Origin of the sequence: Tabrizicola sp., assembly GCF_036781545.1 — a bacterium.
Lineage (GTDB): Bacteria > Pseudomonadota > Alphaproteobacteria > Rhodobacterales > Rhodobacteraceae > Tabrizicola.
Genome location: NZ_DAIQAT010000014.1, coordinates 13,092 through 33,412 on the forward strand (window position 1 = coordinate 13,092; position 20,321 = coordinate 33,412).

The window sequence follows — 20,321 nt, forward strand, 5'->3', positions numbered from 1 at the left end:
GAAATGACACCCCGCGCCCCGACCCTAGCGCCACGCGCGGGCCTGGGGAACCCGGAAAGCGGTGCGGCCCGCCCCCTTCCGACGCAGGGTGCGCAGGGCCGAATCGGTTCCGCCGCACATTTCCTGCGAAGGTCTTAATGCCGGGGATTTTCTTCCACTTGCGGCCGAACCCAGAAGATTCCCCTGATTGTTTCCAGATTGTGGCAGCCAACCGGGGGTCTGGCAGCAAATGCCTTACTTCTGCCCGAACTTGTGCCTAGATGATCCCTTGGGAACCCGTCGTTTCTGGCGGACAGCTGCTGCAATGGATTAGTGACATGTTGACCAAACCCGACGCGCGACCGGTATTTGCTCACGTTGCCCGCAGATTTGCCGACTTCCGGTCGGACGAAGGCGGCGCCATCGCGATTTTCATCGTCATTATCTTCGTCATGATCCTGATGCTGGGCGGTATCGCCGTGGACATCATGCGCTTTGAGATGCGCCGCGTCGCGCTGCAGGAAACGCTGGACCGCGCCACGCTTGCTGCGGCCAACGTCGTCCTGCCTCCGGATCAGACGCCGCAGTCGGTCGTCACCGAATGGTTCAACAAGGCCGGCCTCGGCAACGAACTTACGGTGGATTATTCCCCCCCCACCGCGGGCGGCGAAGCCACCAAAAGCTCGCGCGAGGCCTGGGCGCGTGCCAAGGTCCGCTCCTACAACCACTTCATGCCTATGCTTGACATGCCCTACTTCGAGGGCCCTGCGGTTTCCGTCGCCCAGCAGGGCGTATCGAAGATCGAGGTGATCATGGTGCTCGACATCACCGGCTCGATGAGCGAAACGTCTGGCTCGACCTCCAAGATCGAAGCGCTGAGAAAGGCGGCGGATAAATTCGTCACGGTCCTGAAGTTCAGCAAGAACGACACCGATGGCGAGTATACTGTCAGTAAGGATCCGAACAACCTGATCTCGATCGGACTCGTTCCCTATTCCTCAAACGTAAACATCCCTGTCAGCCTCCGCAATAAGTTCACCAAAGTTACCAATCTTTCCTCTTGGGATGGCATGGCAAACCAGGGCGTTCCCGACATCAACTGCTTCGAGATTCCCGAAAGCACGTACGATACGCTCGCGCTGCCCACAACGACCACCCTCCCGATGCAGGCCGTTGCGCAGACCGCCAGCAGCAAGCCGAGCGTTACAGTCACGAACTTCGGGACCAACAACACCTATGGCGGCGTCGTAAAGATTTCTGCCGTCGCCGCAACCGAACCCAGCAAAAACACCAACAGCTACACCTGCAACCATGGTGACAACTTCGGCACCGCCAAAAATGAAAAAGCGTCCAACCTGCTGGCGCTGCCCTCGACCAGCATTACCGCCCTCAAAGCCCAAATCGGCGATTTGAACCCGCGCGGAACGACCTCCATCGCCATCGGCATGCGGTGGGCAACCGCAATGATCGATCAGTCGGCACGTCAGATCTACACTGATCTGCTCACTGCGGAACCTGCAATGGCTGGCCGTCCAGCCGATAACGCGGATCCGGACACCCGCAAGATTATCGTCCTGATGACTGACGGGACGCATGTCGCCAGCGATTACATCCTTGATGCCTACAAGACCGGCCCGTCGCCGATCTGGCGTGGAAACGACGGTAATATGGCAATTGAGTTCGATGACAGCGGCGTCGGCATCAACGGCGGCAAGCGCCCCGGCATCGCTCCCACGGGCAACCCGGTCAATACCTGCTCGGGGTGGTCGCTGGCGAACACCGTCGTGAATGGCAAGACCGTCAAGCGCAATTTCTTTGTGCCGCACCTGAAATCCACCAAGGTGAAACGCAAAAAGAATAATGAAGCCGAAGGCAAAGGCACCGACACCGAGGTTGAAGGTGGATGTGATCCTCTCGCCTGGATTTCGGCAACAGGCACGCCAGCAGCGCCGAAGTGGTCCGGGAGCGGCACCGTGAGGCAACTAGACTGGTCCGAGGTTTGGCGCTACGCCTCGGTGGACTGGGTCATCGAGCAGTTGTATATGCGCTCGAATGTCGCCGGCGCGACCGATTACAATACGATCTACAAGACCTTCGTCGGCGACTACCTGGTTGGTGAAAGCCATATGGATGCTCTTCTGAGCGCCAACTGCACCGCCGCCAAAGCTGCCGGGGTCGAAGTGTTCGGCATCATCCTCGGCGACAAGGTCACCGAAGGTCCGATCAAGAACTGCTCCTCGCCGGGCACCGGCTACTACTACAAGGTGACGAACGCCGATAACCTGACCTCCGCCTTCGAACAGATCGCCGTGCTGATCTCTGACCTCAAGCTGACGCAATGACCAGGTTAATCCAGTTTCTCAGGGACGAACGGGGCTCGGCGATCATCGAGTTCCTGTTCGTCTTTCCGACGGTATTCACCCTCTTCACCGCCTCGGTCGAAAGCAGCGTCTACATGATCCGCTACGTGATGTTCGACCGCAGCATCGATCTGGTGGTCCGAAATCTGCGGCTGGGGGTCTATGGCAGCAATCTCACTCACAAGAAGCTGAAGGAAGAAATCTGCACCAATGGCGTGCTGGGCAACAACATCACGCATTGCATGAATGCAACGAAGATCTGGATGCAACCGATCAATACCGGCACCGGCGGCTTCGGCATGGGTTCGACGCAGGCGCCCTGCATCGACAAGCCAGCCGAGATCAAGGTCGGCGATCCGCCTGACAACTCCTTCTCGGCCGGCGTCGACAACGACATCATGTTGATCCGTGTCTGCATGAAGGAATGGCCGATGTTCCCCACCACGGGCATCAGCGTGAAGATGCCGGTCCAGAGCGACGGATCGGTTGCGATGATCGTGTCGTCGACCTTTGTGAACGAACCCGGATGAAGTGGTCATGCGCAAGCTGAAACATCACCTCGGCAGATTCCTTCGCAACGAAGACGGGCTCGTCATGGCCGAGTTCCTGATCATGGTTCCCCTGCTGATCTGGGGCTTGGTCGCGATGTTCATCTACTGGGACGTCTTCCGCACCATCAACATGACGCAGAAGGCTGCCTATTCCATCGCCGACCTCCTGTCGCGGCAAAAGAACACCATTCCGCTGGCCTATGCGAATGGCCTGCAGAACATCATGAATTTCCTGACCCCCGGCGGGCATCCGGTGAAGATGCGGATCACCAGCTTCGAATGCGTCTCCTCCACAGGGCCCAACCAAGTCTGCAACGCGACCACTGGAAGCTACAAGCTGTTGTTTTCCTATTCGCCCGGAAGCAAGATTGCCGCGCTCAGCCAAGCCAATATCCAGGATTGGAAAAGCACGAAGATTCCAACGCTGAACAACGGCGAAAGCGTCTTCGTTGTCGAGACCTCGGTCGAATTCAAGGCGCAATTGAAGACCGCCATCGCCGGCATGATGGTCGGCGTCAAGAACAACACCTTCGGCGAATTCATCGTCACCCGACCGCGCCACCGCCGCCTGTGCCTCGAAGGCACCACCACTTGCAACTGAGGCCCTTCGTGAACCGCCTTCCCCCCGGCGCGATCCGGCGTTAGGGTTCTGTGGTCGCTCCCGGGGACCACATGCGCCTGACCGCTCTCTTCTTCGCTCTTGCCCTTGCCGCCTGTGCGCCCTTCCCCGAGCTTGACGCCGTCGGCCCGGATCGCGCCGCTCCGCCGCAGCTTCTGCCCATCGACGATCTCCTCGCCCAGGCCGGGGCCGTGACCGCCGATCCCGGCCCCGCGCTTGCCGCGCGGGCCGCGGGCCTCAAGGCGCGCGCCACCGCCATCGCGGCCACCCCGCCCGCGCCCTGACGGCGTTGCACCCCGCCCGGCTTCCGGCTAACAGTCGGCAGCCCGCAGCTGCCAAAGGTTTCCCGATGCCCGCCGCCCCCTTGCGTCTTGGTCTTGCCGGTCTCGGGACCGTCGGCATCGGCGTCGTCAAGATCGTCCAGGCCCATGCCGACCTCATCGCCGCCCGCGCCGGCCGCCCCGTGGTGATCACCGCCGTCTCCGCCCGCGACCGCACGAAGAACCGCGACGCCGACCTTTCCGGCTATGCCTGGGAAACCGACCCCGTGGCGCTGGCCACCCGGCCCGACATCGACCTCTTCGTCGAGGTGATGGGCGGCCACGAAGGCGCCGCGAAAGCCGCGACCGAAGCCGCCCTCGCCGCCGGAAAACATGTCGTCACCGCCAACAAGGCGCTTCTCGCCCACCATGGCCAGGCGCTTGCCGAAGCCGCCGAAGCCGCCAATCTCGCCCTCCGCTTCGAGGCCGCCGTCGCGGGTGGTATCCCGGTCATCAAGGCCCTGACCGAAGGCCTTGCGGGCAACAGGATGAAGCGCGTCATGGGGGTGATGAACGGCAGCTGCAACTACATCCTGACCCGGATGCAAGCCGAGAACCTGCCCTACGAGACGGTGTTCGAGGAGGCTCGTCAGCTCGGCTACCTGGAGGCTGACCCCAATCTCGACGTCGGCGGCATCGACGCGGGCCACAAGCTCTCGCTCCTCGCCTCCATCGCCTTCGGCACACGCGTCGCCTTCGACGCCGTGGAGCTGGAAGGCATCGGTAATGTCTCAATCGACGACATCCGCCTGGCCGAGGACATGGGCTACCGCATCAAGCTCCTCGGCGTCGCACAGATGACCGGTCGGGGCCTGGAACAGCGGATGACCCCCTGCCTCGTCCCGGCCGACAGCCCGCTTGGCCAGCTCCAGGGCGGCACCAACATGGTGGTCCTGGAAGGCGACAGCGTCGGCCAGATCGTCCTGCGCGGCCCCGGCGCCGGGATGGGCCCGACCGCCTCTGCCGTCATGGCCGACGTGATCGACATCGCACGGGGCTTTCGCCTGCCCACCTTCGGCCTGCCCGCCAGCGCGCTTGTCGCCGCCCAGCCTGCCAAGGCCGCGACCCCCGCGCCCTATTACCTGCGCATGACGCTCCTCGACAAACCCGGCGCGCTGGCGAAGATCGCCACCTGCCTCGGCGATGCCGGCGTTTCCATCGACCAGATGCGCCAGTACGGCCACCAGGGCGCCAATGCCCCGGTGCTGATCGTTACCCACAAGGCCGCCCCCGACGACCTCGCCCATGCCATGACCCGCTTCGCCGCGACGGGCGTCCTGGTGGGCAGCCCCGTCGCGATCCGGATCGAGGAAGTCTGACCACCCTCTCGGCAAACCGCTTGACAGCCCCGCCCGCCGGTCCGACCCTTGCGCCATCGGTTCAAGGGTTGGAGGCGGCACATGCGGGCGATCCTTCTGGCTCTGGCGCTCGCCACCCCATCCCTCGCCGACCCCGTCCCCGGCCTTGACGACCCCGCCTTCCGCGACCCCTTCGACCGCGCCCTGCAAGGCGACGATCCCACCGCGCTGACTGACCTCCACGCCGCCGCCGAGGCAGGGAACACCGCCGCCCTCCTCGCCCTGCCTGCCGTCAGCGAGTGGCTGCGCGCCACGCTCCCCTTTGCCGAGCGCAAGGCACTGGCCCGCATCAACGGCACCCCGGTGGCGGAAGCCTATGCCACAGCCGACCCGGTCGCCGCGTTGTGGCGTCTTGGCGACATCGGCACCGACACGGACGCGCTCCTCGCCCGCGCCTTCGGCCTTTACGCGGCGGGCGAGCCGGACAAGGCCACCAGCCTCTACATGATCTGGGTCAACCAGACCGGCGGCTTCGGCCCGCTGCCCGAGGGATTCTTCGACCAGCCCGCCCCGGACTGGGCCACCGCCCCTGTCCTCTGGGGCCGCCTGTACGACACTGCCCTCGCGCCCGCCGTCGAGACCGATGCCCTTGTGGTCGACCGGCTGAAGGCCGACGATCCGGCGGCTTGGATCGCGCTGGCCGGGTTTGCCGGGCTGCACCGCACCGATGCCCCGCCCGCCGACACCGCCCGCCTCGCCGCGATCTTCGCCGCCGCCGGCCTCCCCCAGGACGAGGCCGCCCGCCGGATGCAGGCCGCCGTACCGGTTCTGAAGGTCATGCGCTACGAGCCCGTCGACCCCGCGACCGCCAAAGCCGCGATTGAAACCTTCCGCACCGAGCCGGAGTTCGAGCCGCTTCTCGCCCTCTGCACCTCAACTTGCCCCGCGACGGCCGATGACTGCGCCACCGCTTTCATCGCCGGTTTCGGCCACCCCTACGGGCGCGCAAATACCGCGCAACCTCTCGCATCGCTCATCCCGACCGCAGATTTCTTTGCCACCCCGCGCGGTCGCACCCTGCTCCTGCGCTCCACCGCCGGGCGGCTTGGCCCCGATCCCGCGGGCTCGCCGCTCCTCGCCGCGGCCCGCCAGATCGACGCCTGCCTCGCCGATGCAATCCTGGCAGCCCTTCCCTGACCCGCCGTTAGCGCCACCAAGCTTGCCGCGCCAGCAACCCCCGGCTACACCAAAGAAAATCTGCCCCGGGGGGACCCATGTCTGAAAAAATGAACTTCCAGGACCGGCTCCTCAGCCTCGGCCTTGGCCGCGTGTCCGAAGCCGCCGCGCTCGCCTCGGCCCGGCTCATCGGGCGCGGCGACGAAAAGGCCGCCGACCAGGCCGCCGTCAACGCCATGCGCGACCAGCTCAATCTCCTCGACATCAAGGGCGTCGTCGTCATCGGCGAGGGCGAGCGCGACGAGGCCCCGATGCTCTACATCGGCGAGGAGGTCGGCACCGGCAATGGGCCGCAGGTCGACATCGCCCTCGACCCGCTGGAAGGCACCACCCTCACCGCCAAGGACATGCCGAACGCGCTGACCGTCATCGCCATGGCCCCCCGCGGCACGCTGCTCCACGCCCCGGATGTCTACATGGAAAAGCTCGCCATCGGCCCCGGCTTCAAGCCCGGCACCGTGACGCTGGCGCAAAGCCCCTCGGAACGGGTTTCGGCCCTTGCCGCCGCCAAGGGCTGCTCGACCGAGGACATCACCGTCTGCATCCTCGACCGCCCCCGGCATGAGGACCTGATCGCCGAGGTCCGCTCCACCGGCGCCGCGATCCGCCTCATCACCGATGGCGACGTGGCCGGCGTCATGCACTGCGCCGAGCCCGAGATCACCGGCATCGACATGTATATGGGCTCCGGCGGCGCGCCCGAGGGCGTCCTCGCCGCCGCCGCGCTGAAATGCATGGGCGGCCAGTTCTACGGCCGCCTCCTCTTCCGCAACGACGACGAACGCGCCCGCGCCCGCAAGGCCGGGATCACCAACTTCGACCGGGTCTACACCCGCGACGATCTGGTGCGGTCGGACGTGATCTTCTCGGCGACCGGCGTGACCAACGGCTCCCTCCTCGCCGGGATCAAGCGCGAGCCCGGCTGGGTCACGCTGGAGACGATCCTGATGCGATCGAAAACCGGCTCCGTCCGCCGGATGATCTACAAGTCGCCGCTGCGGTAGGTCGGGGTTCGCCCCGCCTCCCCAAACCCTTCACCCCCCAAGGCTCTCTCCGGACCGCAGCGCTTTCATCTTTGCCTGAAATATCCCCGCCGGAGGCTTCCCGACCGGCAGTCCCGGAGCAGAGCCATCTCGCTTGCCGCCGCGCCAGGGCCAGGCACCTCCCCTCCCCCTAGGTGGGGGGATGGGGGTGGGGCGGACGGGAAAATCCGGAATACCCTCCGGCAGAAGTCCTAACCTTCTGTAAACGCCGACAGCCAACCCCTTGAATTTCCACGCCTGCCAAACCTGTCCACGCGTGGACAGCCCATTCCCCCTTGCCAGCCCCGTCCCTTTCCGGCACCCCTTCCCCATGAGTGCCTTCCTCTCCGTCGAGACCTCCCTCACCGGCCGCCGCTGGATCGGACCCGACCCCGCGCAGGACCGTCTGGCCGAGGGCATGGCCCAGCAGACCCGCCTCCCCCTCCCCCTTTGCCGCATTCTCGCCGCCCGAGGCGTCACGCCCGAGGCCGCCCCCGCCTTCCTCGCCCCCTCGCTCCGTGATCTCCTGCCCGACCCCCTCACCCTGAAGGACATGGGACCGGCCGCCGACCGCCTCCTCCGCGCCGTCGCCCGCCGCGAAAAGATCGCCATCTTCGCCGACTACGATGTCGACGGCGGCGCCTCCGCCGCGCTCCTTCTCACCTGGCTGCGCGGCTTTGGCCTGTCAGCCACCCTCTACATCCCCGACCGCATCGACGAAGGCTACGGCCCCAACGTCCCTGCCATGGCCGGGCTTGCCGCCACCCACGACCTCATCCTCTGCATCGACTGCGGCACCCTCAGCCACGAGCCCATCGCGGCGGCACAGGGGGCCGATGTGGTCATCCTCGACCACCACCTCGCACTGGAAACCCTGCCCCAAGCCCTCGCCGTCGTGAACCCGAACCGCCAGGACGAGGATGGCAGCCTCGCCCATCTCTGTGCCGCCGGGGTGGTCTTCCTTCTCCTCGTCGAAGCCAACCGCCGCCTCAAGCAGCAGGGCGCCCAGGTCCCCGACCTCATGGCCCTCCTCGACCTCGTCGCGCTGGCCACGGTGGCCGACGTCGCCCCGCTGACCGGCCTCAACCGCGCCTTCGTCCGGCAGGGGCTGAAGGTGATGGCCCGCCGCGACCGTCCCGGTCTCCGCGCGCTGGCCGACATCGCCCGCATGGACCAGGCCCCGACCTGCCACGCCCTCGGCTTCCTGCTCGGCCCCCGCGTCAATGCCGGCGGCCGCATCGGCCAGGCCGACCTCGGCGCGCGCCTTCTCGCCACCGCCGACGAGATGGAAGCCGCCCGCCTCGCCGCCCAGCTCGACCAGCTCAACACCGACCGGCGCGAGATCACCGAAGCCGTCCGCGTCGAAGCCCTCGCCCAGGCCGAGGCGCGGGGCCTGGAGGCCCCCCTCGTCTGGGCCGCCGCCGAGGGCTGGCATCCCGGCGTCGTCGGCATCGTCGCCGCGCGCCTCAAGGAGGCCGCCAACCGCCCCTCGGTCGTGATCGGCTTCGAGGGCGACGAGGGCAAGGGCTCGGCCCGCTCGATCCATGGCGTCGACCTCGGAGCGGCAATCCAACGCCTCGCGGCCGAGGGGATGATCACCAAGGGCGGCGGGCACCGGATGGCCGCGGGCCTTTCCCTCACCCGCGCGCAGCTGGAGCCCGCGATGACCCGCCTCGCCGATCTCCTCGCCCGCCAGGGGGCAGGCGCCCAGGGCCCGCAGGAGCTGCGCATCGACGGCCTGCTCATGACCTCTGCCGCCACCATCGCGCTCATCGAACAGATCGAGACGGCAGGTCCCTTCGGCCAGGCCGCCCCCTCGCCCCGCTTCGCCTTCGCCAACGCCCAGGTCAACGCCCGGCGAATCGGCGACAGCCACCTGAAGCTGACCATCGCGGACGGCTCCGGCCCCGCGCTCGACGCCATCGCCTTCGGCGCCTTCGACGGCCCGCTCGGCCCCGCGCTGGAAGATCCCGGCCACCGGCGGTTTCATATCGCAGGCAAGCTGGAGCTGAACCACTGGAACGGCCGAACCAAGGTCCAGCTACGCCTCGACGATGCCGCCCCGGCATAAGCCTGCATTTTTCCTCTTGCAGAACCCGGTGGCAGATTCTAGACACCCGCCACAGACAGCGTGGCCCGTTCGTCTATCGGTTAGGACATCTGGTTTTCAACCAGGCAAGAGGGGTTCGACTCCCCTACGGGCTGCCACTTCACCAACTTGTCAGCGACACCCGCGCGCCCCTCACAAAGGCGTGCTTGAATGTTCGCGCACCTGCAATAGATTGGCGCAAATTCCAACCAAAGGTACCTGAACGTGAGCTTTCTGTCCCGATTTGCCACCCTCGCCCTGCTTTCCAGCCTTCCGCTCTCGGCCCAGGCCGCCAGTTGCAGCGACACCGGCGGCCAGTATGAAGGCTGGAAGTCCGAAATGGCCGCCGAGGCCAAGGCGGAAGGCGTCGGCAAGCGCGGGATCGACGCGCTGATGGCCTCGTCCTATTCCAAGGCCACCATCGGCGCCGACCGGAACCAGAAAAGCTTCAAATACAGCCTGGAGAAATTCCTGAACGTCCGCGGCGCCGATACCATCGTGGCCCAGGGCCGCAGCCGCAAGGCGAAGAACCCCGACTTCTACGCCGGCCTGGAGGCCACCTACGGCGTCCCCGCCGGGGTGCTGATCGCGATCCACGGGATGGAGACCGGCTTCGGCGGCTTCATGGGCGACACCAATGTCGTCTCGGCCATCGCCACGCTGACCTACGACTGCCGCCGCACCAACTTTTTCCGCCCGCATCTGATCGGCGCCCTGAAGATGGTCGACAAGGGCATGATCTCCAGCAAGACCACCGGCGCCAAGCATGGCGAGCTGGGCCATACCCAGTTCCTGCCCGGAAACGCCTATGACTATGGCGTCGACGGCAACGGCGACGGCAAGATCGACCTTTACAACCAGGCCGACGCGCTGGCGACCACGGCCAACTACCTGCGCAAGAAGGGCTGGAAGCCGGGCAAGGGGTACCAGGAAGGCGAGCCGAACTTCGCCGTGATCAAGGAATGGAACGCGGCCAAGGTCTACCAGCAGGCCATCGCCATCATGGGCGCCAGGATCGACGGCTGATCGGGGCCTTCCCCTCCGCCAGTCCTCCGTGTGAAGACGGCGCGCTGCAGGCAAAGCCCGCGCCCTCCGCCGCCCGGAGGCCTATCCCCCCCGCGACGCCAGCAGCACTGCACGGCCCCGCCCGGCGCGCTTGGCGGCATAGAGCGCCCGGTCGGCGGTGGCCAGCAGTTGCGCCGCCTCGGGCGCGGCCATGTCCAGCGAGCGCACGATGCCGATGCTGGCCGAGACCCGGGCAGTCTGGTCCCCGAAGGCCATCGGCAGGCTGATGCGGGCGATGATCCGTTCGGCGATGGCTTGCAGCGTCTTCGGGTCGCTGCGGCCCACCACGATCACCACGAATTCGTCGCCGCCGATCCGGGCCGCGCAATCCTCGGCGCGCAGCTGCTCGCGCAGGATGCGGCCCACTGTCTCCAGCACGAAATCGCCCGCGGCATGGCCCAGCGTGTCGTTCACCGCCTTGAAATAGTCGAGGTCCATGTGCAGCAGCCCGAACCCCGCCCGCGCCGCGCAGAGCCGCTCCAGCACCAGGTCCGCCGCCCGGCGGTTGCGCAGGCCGGTCAGCGGGTCGGTCATCGCCTCTTCTTCCGCCGCGACCCGCGCGCCTTCCAGCCGCAGGTTCAGCCCCCGCAGCTCGCGCGTGACGGCGGCATTGGCCTCGGCCAGATACAGAAGCTCCATCGCCAGGTCGGTGGCGGCGAAATCCGCGTCGGTCAGCGCCAGGTCGCGCACGGCTGAGATCAGGTCGATCCCGAACGACAGGTTCAGCAGGACCCGCCCATCTTCCGGCAGCCGCAGGCCAAGGCCCCGCAGCCCGGCCCTGACCCCTTTGCGCGGCACCAGGCGGAAACGGTTGCCCGCCCGCGCCAGCACGTCGCCCACCGTCACCGCGCCCCCGGGCGCCCGCACCTCGAACAGGTCCTCGAACCGGGCGCCAGGCACCGCGTCGCCCCGCAGCACCCGCGCCAGCGTCGGCCCGAAGCTCAGCGCCCGTCCCTCTGCGTCCAGAAGCAGGTGCATCGGCATGAAATGCGACAGCACGGCGCTGTCCAGCGCGATCCGGTGGTCGGGGCGGTCGGCGTGCATCCTCATCCCTCCCGCAAGGCAAGGTCGAACTGGCGCGCCGTGGTATGGCGGCGGTCCAGCACCGTGATCGAGATGCAGCCATCCGCCCCCGGCTGGATCAGGCAGAGCGCCCCGTAATCGTCCGCCATCGCGGTCAGAAGGCCCAGCAGCACCCGCTGCAATCCGAGAATATGCGATTGGCAGCACAGCTCGAACCGGTCGGGTCCCACCTCGTCCAGGGTCAGCTCCGGCGCCTCCAGATGCGGCATCGCCAGCCGCGCGCGGCCCGGAAGCTCTTCCAGCGAATGCAGGAAATCGGCATAGCACGTGCCACCGAAGCGCAGAAGCCTGCGCACCCCCTCGCGGTCGGGGCAAGTCACCAGATAGATTCCCACATCTTCCCAGATCGCATCGACCGACCGCCCCAGAACCTCTGCCACGATCAGGGCGACCCGGTCCGCCGTGCCGGGATCATAGCGCAACATCGGCTCGAACGTCTGGGCCGCCAGCCCGGCCCGGCGGCAGACGTCCTGCCATTCGGCAAGCCCGAACGTATCCAGCACATAGCTTTGCAGAGACCGCAGCAGCAGCGCATCCATGTCCGACCCCGTCGCGATTTCCGGGTGAAGCCTAGCGCGCATAGATTAACAGACTCCCCGGCATCATGGCAGGAAGATCAGTCCCGCCTCGTCCAGCCCAAGCTGGTTCAGCGGCACCGGCACCACCGCGGGCAGCGTGTCCTGATATTGCCGCATCAGCGCGGTGGCCTCGGACGAGTCGATGTAGCGGCCATCGGGATGCGTAACCGAGCGCGTCATCATCCGGCCCTGGTCGTCGAGGTAAAGCCCCAGGATCTCGGTATAGTCCAGGCTCCGCTGCAGGAAGAGCATCCCCTCCTCGCCCGGCCGGTTCGGCAGAAGGTCGGCCAACACCAGAAGGCAGCCGGGCCGCCCTTCTGCCCGTTCCACGGCGCAGACCCCCTGCCAGTCCTGCAGCAGGTAGTCGTCCGCCGCATCCAGCAGCGCGTCCCGTGCGCCGGTCGCCGTTACCGGCTGCACCGGCAGCGCCGCTGCCAGAGCCGCGACCAGTGCCGCGTGATCCAGGACCGGACCAGCCGACCGCCCGGCCAGCGCCGCCGCCAGCGCCTCCTGCCCCGGCGCCTTGGCCCTCTCCTCCAGCATGGCGACCACCGCCGCCCCCGGTTTGCCCCAGGACCGCAGCGCCGGGATGTCCAGCGCCTCGACCGGGGTCGTGCCCGCCTCGAACCGCGCCAGCTGGTCCCCGGCCGAGATCCGCTCCGCATTCAGCACCGGCGTCAGCCACAGCGCGGCCAGCGCGATGATCACCAGCGCCATCCGGATATTGCCCTGCCGGATACGCTCCATCCAGCCACCGCCCCGCAGCACCGCCACCGCATAGACCAGCCCGTAGGCCACGCCCAGGCCGGCGACCAGCACGATGAAAAGCCGCCCCGGCGTCCAGCCATATTCCGCCACCCGCAGCCAGATCGCATAAAGCGCGAGACCCGCGACCACCGGCAATACCAGCGCCATGCCTTGCGCGCAGCGGATCAGAAGCGGGCTCTGCGTCGCATCCTCATCCGCCTGGTCGATGGCGATGGAGACCAGCGCGATCCCGCCCCCGACCATGGTCAGAAGCAGCGCGGCAGGAGAAAGCCCGCCCGCCAGCCCGTCGAGGCCCCGGAACGGCAGGGCGATCAGGAACACTGCCATCACCGCCAGAACCACGGGCAGGAACAGCCGGAACACACGCAGCACCACATAGGGCGACAGAAGCTCGGCCAGGTCGTGGATCACCGCCATTCCCAGGCCAAAGACGGCCCCGGTCAGCACCATCGGCACCACCTCGTGCTGCAGCAGCTGGTGGATCACGTCGATGCCGACGATGCGCAACACCTCGTCCGACAGATAGATCACCAGCCAGACCAGCCCGGTGAACGCCGCCGCCGCCGATCCGCGCAGCACGATCGACCAGGCCTCCAGGAACAGCGCCGGATAGTCCCGCCAGCTCGTCCGTGCCGCCGCGATCAGGAAGGGCACCGGCAGCGTCGCCACCACCATCAGCGCAAGCGCCGGGATCGGGCTGGCAAAGATATCCTCCGCCTCGGCCCAGCGCAGCGCCGTCAGCCCGATCAACGCCGCGACCAGAAGGCCCATCGCCAGCGCCCGCGGCAGCGCCCGCGTCAGGCCCAGCGGCCCCGCCATCGCCAGCAGCGCGCCGAACCCGGCCAGGATGAAGCCGAACAGCGCGAAGGCCGGATAATGGCCGATCCACGCCCGCTCGCCCGCCTCGAAGACCGCCCACAGGCAAGCGCCACCGATGCCGCCCGCAACCGCAAGCTCGACCCGCGCCGCAATCTGCCCCGCCATCGCTGTCCTCCTGCCGTTGCCCGAAGCCCTGCCCTGCTGTTATTCGTTTGTGCAGTCAGGAGCATAGTCAGCATTTCCTGCCGGTTGCCAAGCGCTTTGCCGACCCGGTAAACTTGTGGTGACGCAAGGGAAAGGTCCGCCATGCACCCGGTTATTCGCACACTTCACCCCAAGGATGAGGCCGCCTGGCGCCGTCTCTGGACGGGCTACCTTCAGTTCTACCAGACCACGGTGCCCGAGGCGGTCTATGCCTCCACCTTCGCCCGGCTTCTGGGTGACGACCCGAAGGATTTCAGCGCGCTCGTGGCCGAAGTGGACGGCCAGCTTCTCGGCCTCACCCATTACCTCTTCCACCGCCACGCCTGGAAGATCGAGAATGTCTGCTACCTGCAGGACCTCTACGTCGACCCCGCCGCGCGCGGGCTGGGCCTTGGCCGCAAGCTGATTGAGGCCGTCTACGCCCGCGCCGACGCCGCAGGCGCGCCCGCCGTCTACTGGCTGACGCAGGACTTCAACACCCAGGCCCGCCAGCTCTACGACCGGATCGCCAAGGTATCCCCCTTCATCCGCTACAACCGCCCGCTCTGACGACCCGCGTCCAGCTGCCAGCGGAAAGACGCGTTCCCCGTTCCTCCTGGCGAAAATACTCCCGCCGGAGGCAGCCCACCCGCGCTTATCGCTGCAGGGTCTTCAGATATTCCGCGATCTGCACCAGCCGCACCGGCGTGGGCGAGGCGATCCCGTCCCCGCCGTCATAGGGCACCAGATCCCCCTGCAACAGCGGCCCGAACTGGGGCATCGGCGAGGCGCCGTCCCGGCCCCCGGTATAGCCCCAGATCTTCGCCATGACCCGCGTCCCCGGAAACACCCCGCGGTTCCGCGCCGCGAGGCCAGTCAGATCGGCGGGCTTGCGGTCCAGCCCCGCCGCCGCCGGGCCATCGCCCTTGCCCCCCGCCCCGTGGCAGGCCGAACAGAAGGTCGCGAAATCCTCGGCGCCGGAGGGCACCTTTTCCCTCTCCATGCAGGCCGCCAGCGCAAGGACCGGGATCATGAGCATCCATCGCATGGAAAGGCTTCTCCTTTTCCCGCAGCTTGCCAGGTCCCGCGACGCCGCACCTTGATTCATGTCACCCGGCCCTCTGTCAGCCGCACCACCCGGTCCATCCGCGCCGCCAGCTCCAGGTTGTGCGTCGCGATCAGCGCCGAAAGGCCGGTCTCGCGCACCAGTTCCATCAGCACCCCGAACACCTGGTCCGAGGTCGCCGGATCTAGGTTCCCCGTCGGCTCGTCCGCCAAAAGAAGCTTCGGCCCGTTCGCCAGCGCCCGGCAGAAGGCCACCCGCTGCTGCTCGCCCCCCGACAGCGCCGCCGGGCGATGCCCCGCCCGCGCCGCCACGCCGACCTTGCCCAGCAATTCCATCGCCCGCGCCTCGGCCGCCGCCTTCGCAACCCCGTTCGCCAACTGGGGGATCACCACGTTCTCCAGTGCACTGAACTCGGGCAGAAGATGGTGGAACTGGTAGATGAACCCCACCTCCGCCCGCCGCGCCTCGGTCCGCGCCTTGTCGGAAAGCCCGCCCATCTCGCGCCCGCCCAGCCGCACCGTGCCCGCATCCGGCACGTCCAGAAGCCCCGCGATGTGCAGCAGCGTCGACTTCCCCGCCCCCGACGGGGCGACCAGCGCCACCACCTCGCCCTTGGCCACGGACAGCGATGCCCCGCGCAGCACCAGCACTTCCGAGGGCTTGCCCCGGTTGTAGCCCTTCTCGATCCCCGAAAGCTCCAGCATCTCACTCATAGCGCAGCGCCTCGACCGGGTTCATCCGCGCCGCCCGCCGGGCCGGCAGAAGCGTCACCACGAAGGACAGGACCAGCGACAGTACCACCGCCGACAGCACATCCCCGGCCTGCAGTTTCGCCGACAGGTGATAGATCGGCCGCACCGTCGGGTCCCAGACCCCGCCGCCCGCCAGCCAGTTGATGAAGTCGAAGATCGGCGTGAAATAGGCCGAGAAGAGGCAGCCCAGCGCCACGCCCAGCAAAGTCCCCGCCACTCCGGTAAAGGCCCCGCACAGGAAGAACACCCGCAGGACCGACCCCTCGGTCAGCCCCATCGTCCGCAGGATGCCGATGTCGCGCCCCTTGTTCTTCACCAGCATGACCAAGCCCGAGATGATGTTCATGCTCGCGATCAGGACCAGGATCGACATCAGGATGAACATCATGTTGTCCTCGACCGTCAGCGCCCGCAGGAAAGCGCCGGAACTGTCCTTCCAGCTCCACAGCATCGCCTCCGGTCCCGCCGCCGCCAAAAGCGCCGGACCATAGCTGTCGATCTCCTCGGGATGGTCGACCATCACCTGGAACTCGTCCACCCGGCCCTCGGCGTTGAAGAAGGCCTGCGCCTCGGCCAGCGGCAGATAGGCCCGCGTCCGGTCGATGTCGGGGCTGCCGGTGTTGAAGACATAGACCACCTCATAGGCATTGACCCGGGGGGTAGAGCCCAGCGCCGACTTCACCCCGTTGGGCGAGATCAGCCGCACCCGGTCGCCCACCGTCACCCCCAGTTCGCGCGCGATCCCGGACCCCAGCGCCACGCCCTTGCCGAAGTCGGCAATCTCGCCCAGATCGTCCCCGCCTTCATGCATCGCCGGGATCGCCGCGAAATCGGCCTCCCGCATCCCGTAGACCTCGGCGCCGGAGTTTTCCTCGCCGTCCGAGACCATGACCTGCCCCCGCACCACCGGCGCCGCTTCCCGCACCCCCGGCACCTTGGCCAGCGCAGCGTCGATCTCTCCGGTATCGGCAAAGCCGCGCAGCAGCCGGCCATCGGCATCGATCTGGCCGGTGGTATAGACCGTCACATGCGCATTCGCCCCGAGGATCGTGTTGACGAACTCCTCGCGGAACCCGGCGCGCACCGCCATCGTGGCGATCAGCGCGAAAACCGCGAGCGTGATCCCGACCAGGCTGATCCAGGTCATCACGGAAACCCCGCCCTCGGCCCGCCTCGCCCGCAGATAGCGCCAGGCGATCATGAACTCGAAGCCGGAAAAGGGGGTGGTTCTCGTTGCCATCTGCTCTCGCCCAAAACTGGCGCGACCTTCGGGTAGCGGGGCGGAAAGGTCAAGGCACGCCCCCGCCCGTGCGGATTTCCGCACAAATCTCAAACCTGCGGATTTCCGCATAGATCCTGATACTCGCGGATTTCCGCACATGTCGCGAATAAGCCAGCCGCAGACACAAGACTTGGGGTAATCGTGCCCCGCGGCGAATTCCGCTGCGATTATCAAGAGATAACGAGGGACACCATGCGTTTCGCATCCACCATTCTGGCGCTGGCCGCCACCGGCTTCCTGGCCGCCTGCAACGGCGAAGAGGCCTGCACCCAGGAGGTCGCCAACAAGAAAGCCACCGAGCTGACCACCAAGATCCAGGAGCTTGCCGCCTCCAATCCGGCCAAGCTCGCCGAGATGCTGCCGAAGGTGCAGGACCTGGCCACCAAGGCCGCCGCCGGTGGTGACGATCTTGCCGGCACCTGCAAGGCGCTGGACGAGATGATGGCCGAACTGTCGAAGTAACGCCCCCGGGTCCAGCCCTCACGCGGGGCCGGACCCACCCCTCCCGGTCCGGGCGCGGGTTCTCGCCCTCCTCCCAGCATCAGTCTCTCGCCCGATATCCAGCCGCAGAAGGGGGCCATTTACTATTTAACTTTTCCGTTATATAAATGATTCATTATATTATGGACGTGCCCATGCCCCCGCTCGACGCCCCCTTTGCCGCTCTTGCCGATCCCACTCGCCGCGCGCTCCTTGCCCGGCTGGCGGAAGGCGAGGCCACCGTGCAGGACCTCGCCCGCCCGTTCGCGATCTCCCAGCCCGCGATCAGCCGCCATCTCAAGGTGCTGGAAGAGGCCGGGCTGATCGAGACCCGCATTCAGGGCACCGCCCGCCCCCGCCGTCTGAAGCCCGAGGCCATGGCCGGGCTCTGGCACTGGCTCGGCCAATACCGGGCGCTCTGGGAAGCCCGGTTCCAGCGCCTCGACACCGTGCTCGACCACCTCGACGACCCAGCGGAAGGACCGCAGCCGTGACTGAAGCCCAACTCACATTCGACGGCGAGACCGATGTCGTGATCCGCCGCCGCTTCTCGCATCCGCCGGAAAAGGTCTGGCGCGCCCTGACCGAGCCTGCGCTCATCCGGCAATGGCTCTCGCCCGACCTCACCGATTGCCGGATGGACGCGCGCCCCAGTGGCAGCTTCCGCTACGACTGGCCCGAGTTCTTCTTCTCCGGCCCGGTGCTGGACGCCCGCGCCCCGCATCACATGGTCCATGTCGAGCATTTCAATGGCGACACCAGCCAGGGCCCGACCGTCACCACAACCCTCGCCGCCGACGGAACCGGCACCCGGATGACCGTGGTGATGCGCTACAAGGACGCCGCCGCCCGCGCGAAGGCCATCGAACAGGGTTTCACCGACGGCATCGCCGAGGTCTATGCCCGGATCGAGGATATCGGTTTCCCCGGGTGACGCCACACCGTCAACCGCGATCCGCCGAAAGCCCTTTCACCTGGCGACAAATATCCCCGCCGGAGGCGCGTCCGAGGCCCTGCGCGTCCTTCACGCGCAGGGCCGAGACAAAAGGCTCGCGGCGCAGCCGCTCGATCTGGCAACCGCGACATCGCCAAACGCAACGCTGCAGGTTCACCCACCACCACAGGTTAAAAATTCGTGAACGCCCGCAGCCAACCCCTTGATTCCAAAGGTCCGTCAAACCTGCCCACGCGCGGGCAGCCTTAGAAGTCGGTCGGCGCGCCGCCCTCCTCTTTCCGCCGCGCGACGAAGCGCTGCAGCTCCTCCAGATGGTCGCCATTCATCTCCGGCGCCTCGAACTCGGCCAGGATCTGCTTGTAGATCCGGTGCGCCCGCTCGACCGTCCAGACCGACCCGTCCGCCTGCCACGCCTCATAATTCCGCCAGTCGCTGACAATGGGCGCATAAAAGGCGTGCTGGTAGCGCTCCTGCGTGTGCTGGATGCCGAAGTAGTGGCCGCCGGCCCCCACCTCCCTGATCGCGTCGAAGGCCAGGTCCTCGTCCCGCGTCGCGAAGGTCACGTCCTCGAAATAGCGCTGGATCATCTGCAGGACCTCGCAGTCCATGATGAACTTCTCGGGGGACGCGATCAGCCCCCCCTCCAGCCAGCCCGCCGCGTGGTAGACCATGTTGGTCCGGCTCTGCACCGCCGACCACAGGCTGTTCGAGGTCTCCCACATCGCCTGCCCGTCCGGCACGTTCGCCGCGCAGACTCCGCTCGCCCGCATCGGCACGCCGTAGAAGCGCACCAGCTGCCCGGTCATCTGCGTCGCCCGCATGTATTCCGGGGTGCCGAAGGCCGGCGCGCCCGATTTCATGTCGACGTTCGAGGTGAAGGTCCCGATCGCCACCGGACAGCCCGGCGCGATGTACTGCAAGAGCGCGACCGCCGCCAAAGCCTCGGCGATCGACAGCGCGACCGCCCCCGACATCGTCACCGGCGCCATCGCCCCCGCCAGCGTGAAGGGCGTCACCACCACCGGCTGGCCCCGCTTCGCCATCCGCATCGCCCCGTCCAGCATCGGATAGTCGTGCTTCAGCGGAGAGACCGAGTTGATGTTGGTATACATCCGCGGCTTCGCCTGGAACTCCTCCTCCGTCAGCCCCCCCGCGATGCGGACCATCTCCATCACGTCTTCCACGCGCTCGGCCCCGAGCGAATAGGCATGGACGACCTTGTCGGTCAGCGTCAGCTTCTCATAAAGGCAGTCGAGGTGGCGGACCGAGGCATGGACGTCCACCGGCTCCACCGGATAGCCGCCCGCGATGTGGATGCAGTTGAAATACTGCGTCAGCTTCATGAATTCCTTGAACGTCTCGAAGTCGCCCGAGCGTTTGCCACGCTCCATGTCCCAGGCGTTCGGAGGCGAGGAGACGTTCACGAACAGCATGTGCTTGCCGCCCATGATCAGCTCGCGTTCCGGGTTGCGCGGGGTGATCGTGAAGGTCTCCGGCGCGCGGCCCACCATCTCCATCACGAAATCCTCGTCCATCCGGACATTGGTCCCGCTGACGATGCACCCCGCTTTCTTCAGATGCTCCACCGCCTCGGGGTTCAGGAATTCGATCCCGATGTCGCGCAGGATGCGCATCGCGGTCTTGTGGATGCGCTGCACCCCGTCGGCATCCAGCGGCTCGACCGGGGCATCGGGGTTCACCGGGATGCGCCAGGGCATCTGGTCGATCACCGCCGAGCCCGCGCGGACCTTCATCCCCGCCCGACCCCCGGCGCGTTTCCTGCGGGCTGGTTCATCGGTCATCGTCATTCTCCATT

General features: G+C 66.9%; 20 protein-coding genes and 1 tRNA gene. 14 read left to right on the top strand and 7 right to left on the bottom strand.

The features are described 5' to 3' along the window. Positions 1-317: 317 nt before the first annotated feature. The 10 genes from V7Q39_RS04480 to V7Q39_RS04525 all read left to right on the top strand — a co-directional run bounded on the left by V7Q39_RS04480 (position 318) and on the right by V7Q39_RS04525 (position 10,500). Positions 318-2,321 carry a Tad domain-containing protein gene (locus tag V7Q39_RS04480; RefSeq protein WP_333815299.1) on the top strand — a complete coding sequence of 668 codons (2,004 nt, stop codon included), beginning with the start codon at positions 318-320 and terminating at the stop codon, positions 2,319-2,321. After that, on the top strand, positions 2,318-2,869 hold the full coding sequence (locus V7Q39_RS04485) for a TadE/TadG family type IV pilus assembly protein (protein WP_333815300.1): 552 nt from the start codon (positions 2,318-2,320) through the stop codon (positions 2,867-2,869). Before V7Q39_RS04480 ends, V7Q39_RS04485 begins: the two co-directional genes overlap by 4 nt. Positions 2,870-2,876: 7 nt before the next feature. Then, complete coding sequence (locus tag V7Q39_RS04490; RefSeq protein WP_333815302.1) at positions 2,877-3,491, top strand: TadE/TadG family type IV pilus assembly protein; 615 nt, start codon at positions 2,877-2,879, stop codon at positions 3,489-3,491. A gap of 71 nt (positions 3,492-3,562) precedes the next feature. Continuing rightward, on the top strand, positions 3,563-3,793 hold the full coding sequence (locus V7Q39_RS04495; protein WP_333815304.1) for a hypothetical protein: 231 nt from the start codon (positions 3,563-3,565) through the stop codon (positions 3,791-3,793). Positions 3,794-3,858: 65 nt separating this feature from the next. Beyond that, positions 3,859-5,148, top strand: coding sequence for a homoserine dehydrogenase (locus V7Q39_RS04500; protein ID WP_333815305.1), 1,290 nt, complete (start codon positions 3,859-3,861; stop codon positions 5,146-5,148). Positions 5,149-5,229: 81 nt separating this feature from the next. Then, a complete protein-coding gene (locus V7Q39_RS04505) occupies positions 5,230-6,324 on the top strand; it encodes a hypothetical protein (protein ID WP_333815307.1) in 1,095 nt (364 codons plus the stop codon). Between the two features lie 77 nt (positions 6,325-6,401). Further along, positions 6,402-7,367, top strand: coding sequence for a class II fructose-bisphosphatase (gene glpX / locus V7Q39_RS04510; protein ID WP_333815309.1), 966 nt, complete (start codon positions 6,402-6,404; stop codon positions 7,365-7,367). 349 nt (positions 7,368-7,716) lie between these two features. Beyond that, positions 7,717-9,456: a single-stranded-DNA-specific exonuclease RecJ gene (recJ, locus tag V7Q39_RS04515; RefSeq protein ID WP_333815310.1), complete on the top strand. Its 1,740-nt coding sequence runs from the start codon at positions 7,717-7,719 to the stop codon at positions 9,454-9,456. 62 nt (positions 9,457-9,518) lie between these two features. After that, positions 9,519-9,593: transfer RNA gene (locus V7Q39_RS04520), tRNA-Glu, on the top strand. A gap of 115 nt (positions 9,594-9,708) precedes the next feature. Next, entirely contained in the window at positions 9,709-10,500 is a 792-nt protein-coding gene (locus V7Q39_RS04525; RefSeq protein WP_333815357.1) for a lytic murein transglycosylase, read from the top strand. Between the two features lie 81 nt (positions 10,501-10,581). Here V7Q39_RS04525 and V7Q39_RS04530 read toward each other — a convergent pair whose 3' ends face one another. From V7Q39_RS04530 to V7Q39_RS04540, 3 genes are all read right to left on the bottom strand, one after another. After that, complete coding sequence (locus V7Q39_RS04530) at positions 10,582-11,583, bottom strand: GGDEF domain-containing protein (protein WP_333815311.1); 1,002 nt, start codon at positions 11,581-11,583, stop codon at positions 10,582-10,584. Between the two features lie 2 nt (positions 11,584-11,585). After that, on the bottom strand, positions 11,586-12,161 hold the full coding sequence (locus V7Q39_RS04535; RefSeq protein ID WP_333815313.1) for a heme NO-binding domain-containing protein: 576 nt from the start codon (positions 12,159-12,161) through the stop codon (positions 11,586-11,588). A gap of 63 nt (positions 12,162-12,224) precedes the next feature. Then, entirely contained in the window at positions 12,225-13,952 is a 1,728-nt protein-coding gene (locus V7Q39_RS04540) for a hypothetical protein (RefSeq protein ID WP_333815314.1), read from the bottom strand. Between the two features lie 141 nt (positions 13,953-14,093). Between V7Q39_RS04540 and V7Q39_RS04545 the strand changes: the two genes are divergently transcribed. Beyond that, positions 14,094-14,540, top strand: coding sequence for a GNAT family N-acetyltransferase (locus V7Q39_RS04545; RefSeq protein WP_333815315.1), 447 nt, complete (start codon positions 14,094-14,096; stop codon positions 14,538-14,540). Positions 14,541-14,625: 85 nt separating this feature from the next. Here V7Q39_RS04545 and V7Q39_RS04550 read toward each other — a convergent pair whose 3' ends face one another. The 3 genes from V7Q39_RS04550 to V7Q39_RS04560 are packed head-to-tail and all read right to left on the bottom strand — an operon-like array spanning position 14,626 to position 17,028. Beyond that, positions 14,626-15,018 carry a c-type cytochrome gene (locus V7Q39_RS04550; protein WP_333815316.1) on the bottom strand — a complete coding sequence of 131 codons (393 nt, stop codon included), beginning with the start codon at positions 15,016-15,018 and terminating at the stop codon, positions 14,626-14,628. Between the two features lie 56 nt (positions 15,019-15,074). Continuing rightward, entirely contained in the window at positions 15,075-15,749 is a 675-nt protein-coding gene (locus tag V7Q39_RS04555) for an ABC transporter ATP-binding protein (protein WP_333815317.1), read from the bottom strand. After that, positions 15,742-17,028 (bottom strand): lipoprotein-releasing ABC transporter permease subunit, encoded by a 1,287-nt coding sequence (locus V7Q39_RS04560; protein WP_333815318.1) that lies wholly within the window; start codon positions 17,026-17,028, stop codon positions 15,742-15,744. Before V7Q39_RS04560 ends, V7Q39_RS04555 begins: the two co-directional genes overlap by 8 nt. Positions 17,029-17,262: 234 nt before the next feature. Here V7Q39_RS04560 and V7Q39_RS04565 point away from each other — a divergent pair, with 234 nt between their 5' ends. The 3 genes from V7Q39_RS04565 to V7Q39_RS04575 all read left to right on the top strand — a co-directional run bounded on the left by V7Q39_RS04565 (position 17,263) and on the right by V7Q39_RS04575 (position 18,484). Continuing rightward, on the top strand, positions 17,263-17,532 hold the full coding sequence (locus tag V7Q39_RS04565; RefSeq protein ID WP_333815319.1) for a hypothetical protein: 270 nt from the start codon (positions 17,263-17,265) through the stop codon (positions 17,530-17,532). A 173-nt stretch (positions 17,533-17,705) separates the two neighbouring features. After that, a complete protein-coding gene (locus V7Q39_RS04570) occupies positions 17,706-18,044 on the top strand; it encodes an ArsR/SmtB family transcription factor (protein WP_333815321.1) in 339 nt (112 codons plus the stop codon). Next, entirely contained in the window at positions 18,041-18,484 is a 444-nt protein-coding gene (locus V7Q39_RS04575; RefSeq protein WP_333815323.1) for an SRPBCC domain-containing protein, read from the top strand. Before V7Q39_RS04570 ends, V7Q39_RS04575 begins: the two co-directional genes overlap by 4 nt. A 266-nt stretch (positions 18,485-18,750) precedes the next feature. On the opposite strand, the gene V7Q39_RS04580 is transcribed toward V7Q39_RS04575, so the two are convergent. Then, positions 18,751-20,307: a trimethylamine methyltransferase family protein gene (locus V7Q39_RS04580; protein WP_333815325.1), complete on the bottom strand. Its 1,557-nt coding sequence runs from the start codon at positions 20,305-20,307 to the stop codon at positions 18,751-18,753. Positions 20,308-20,321 lie beyond the last annotated feature (14 nt).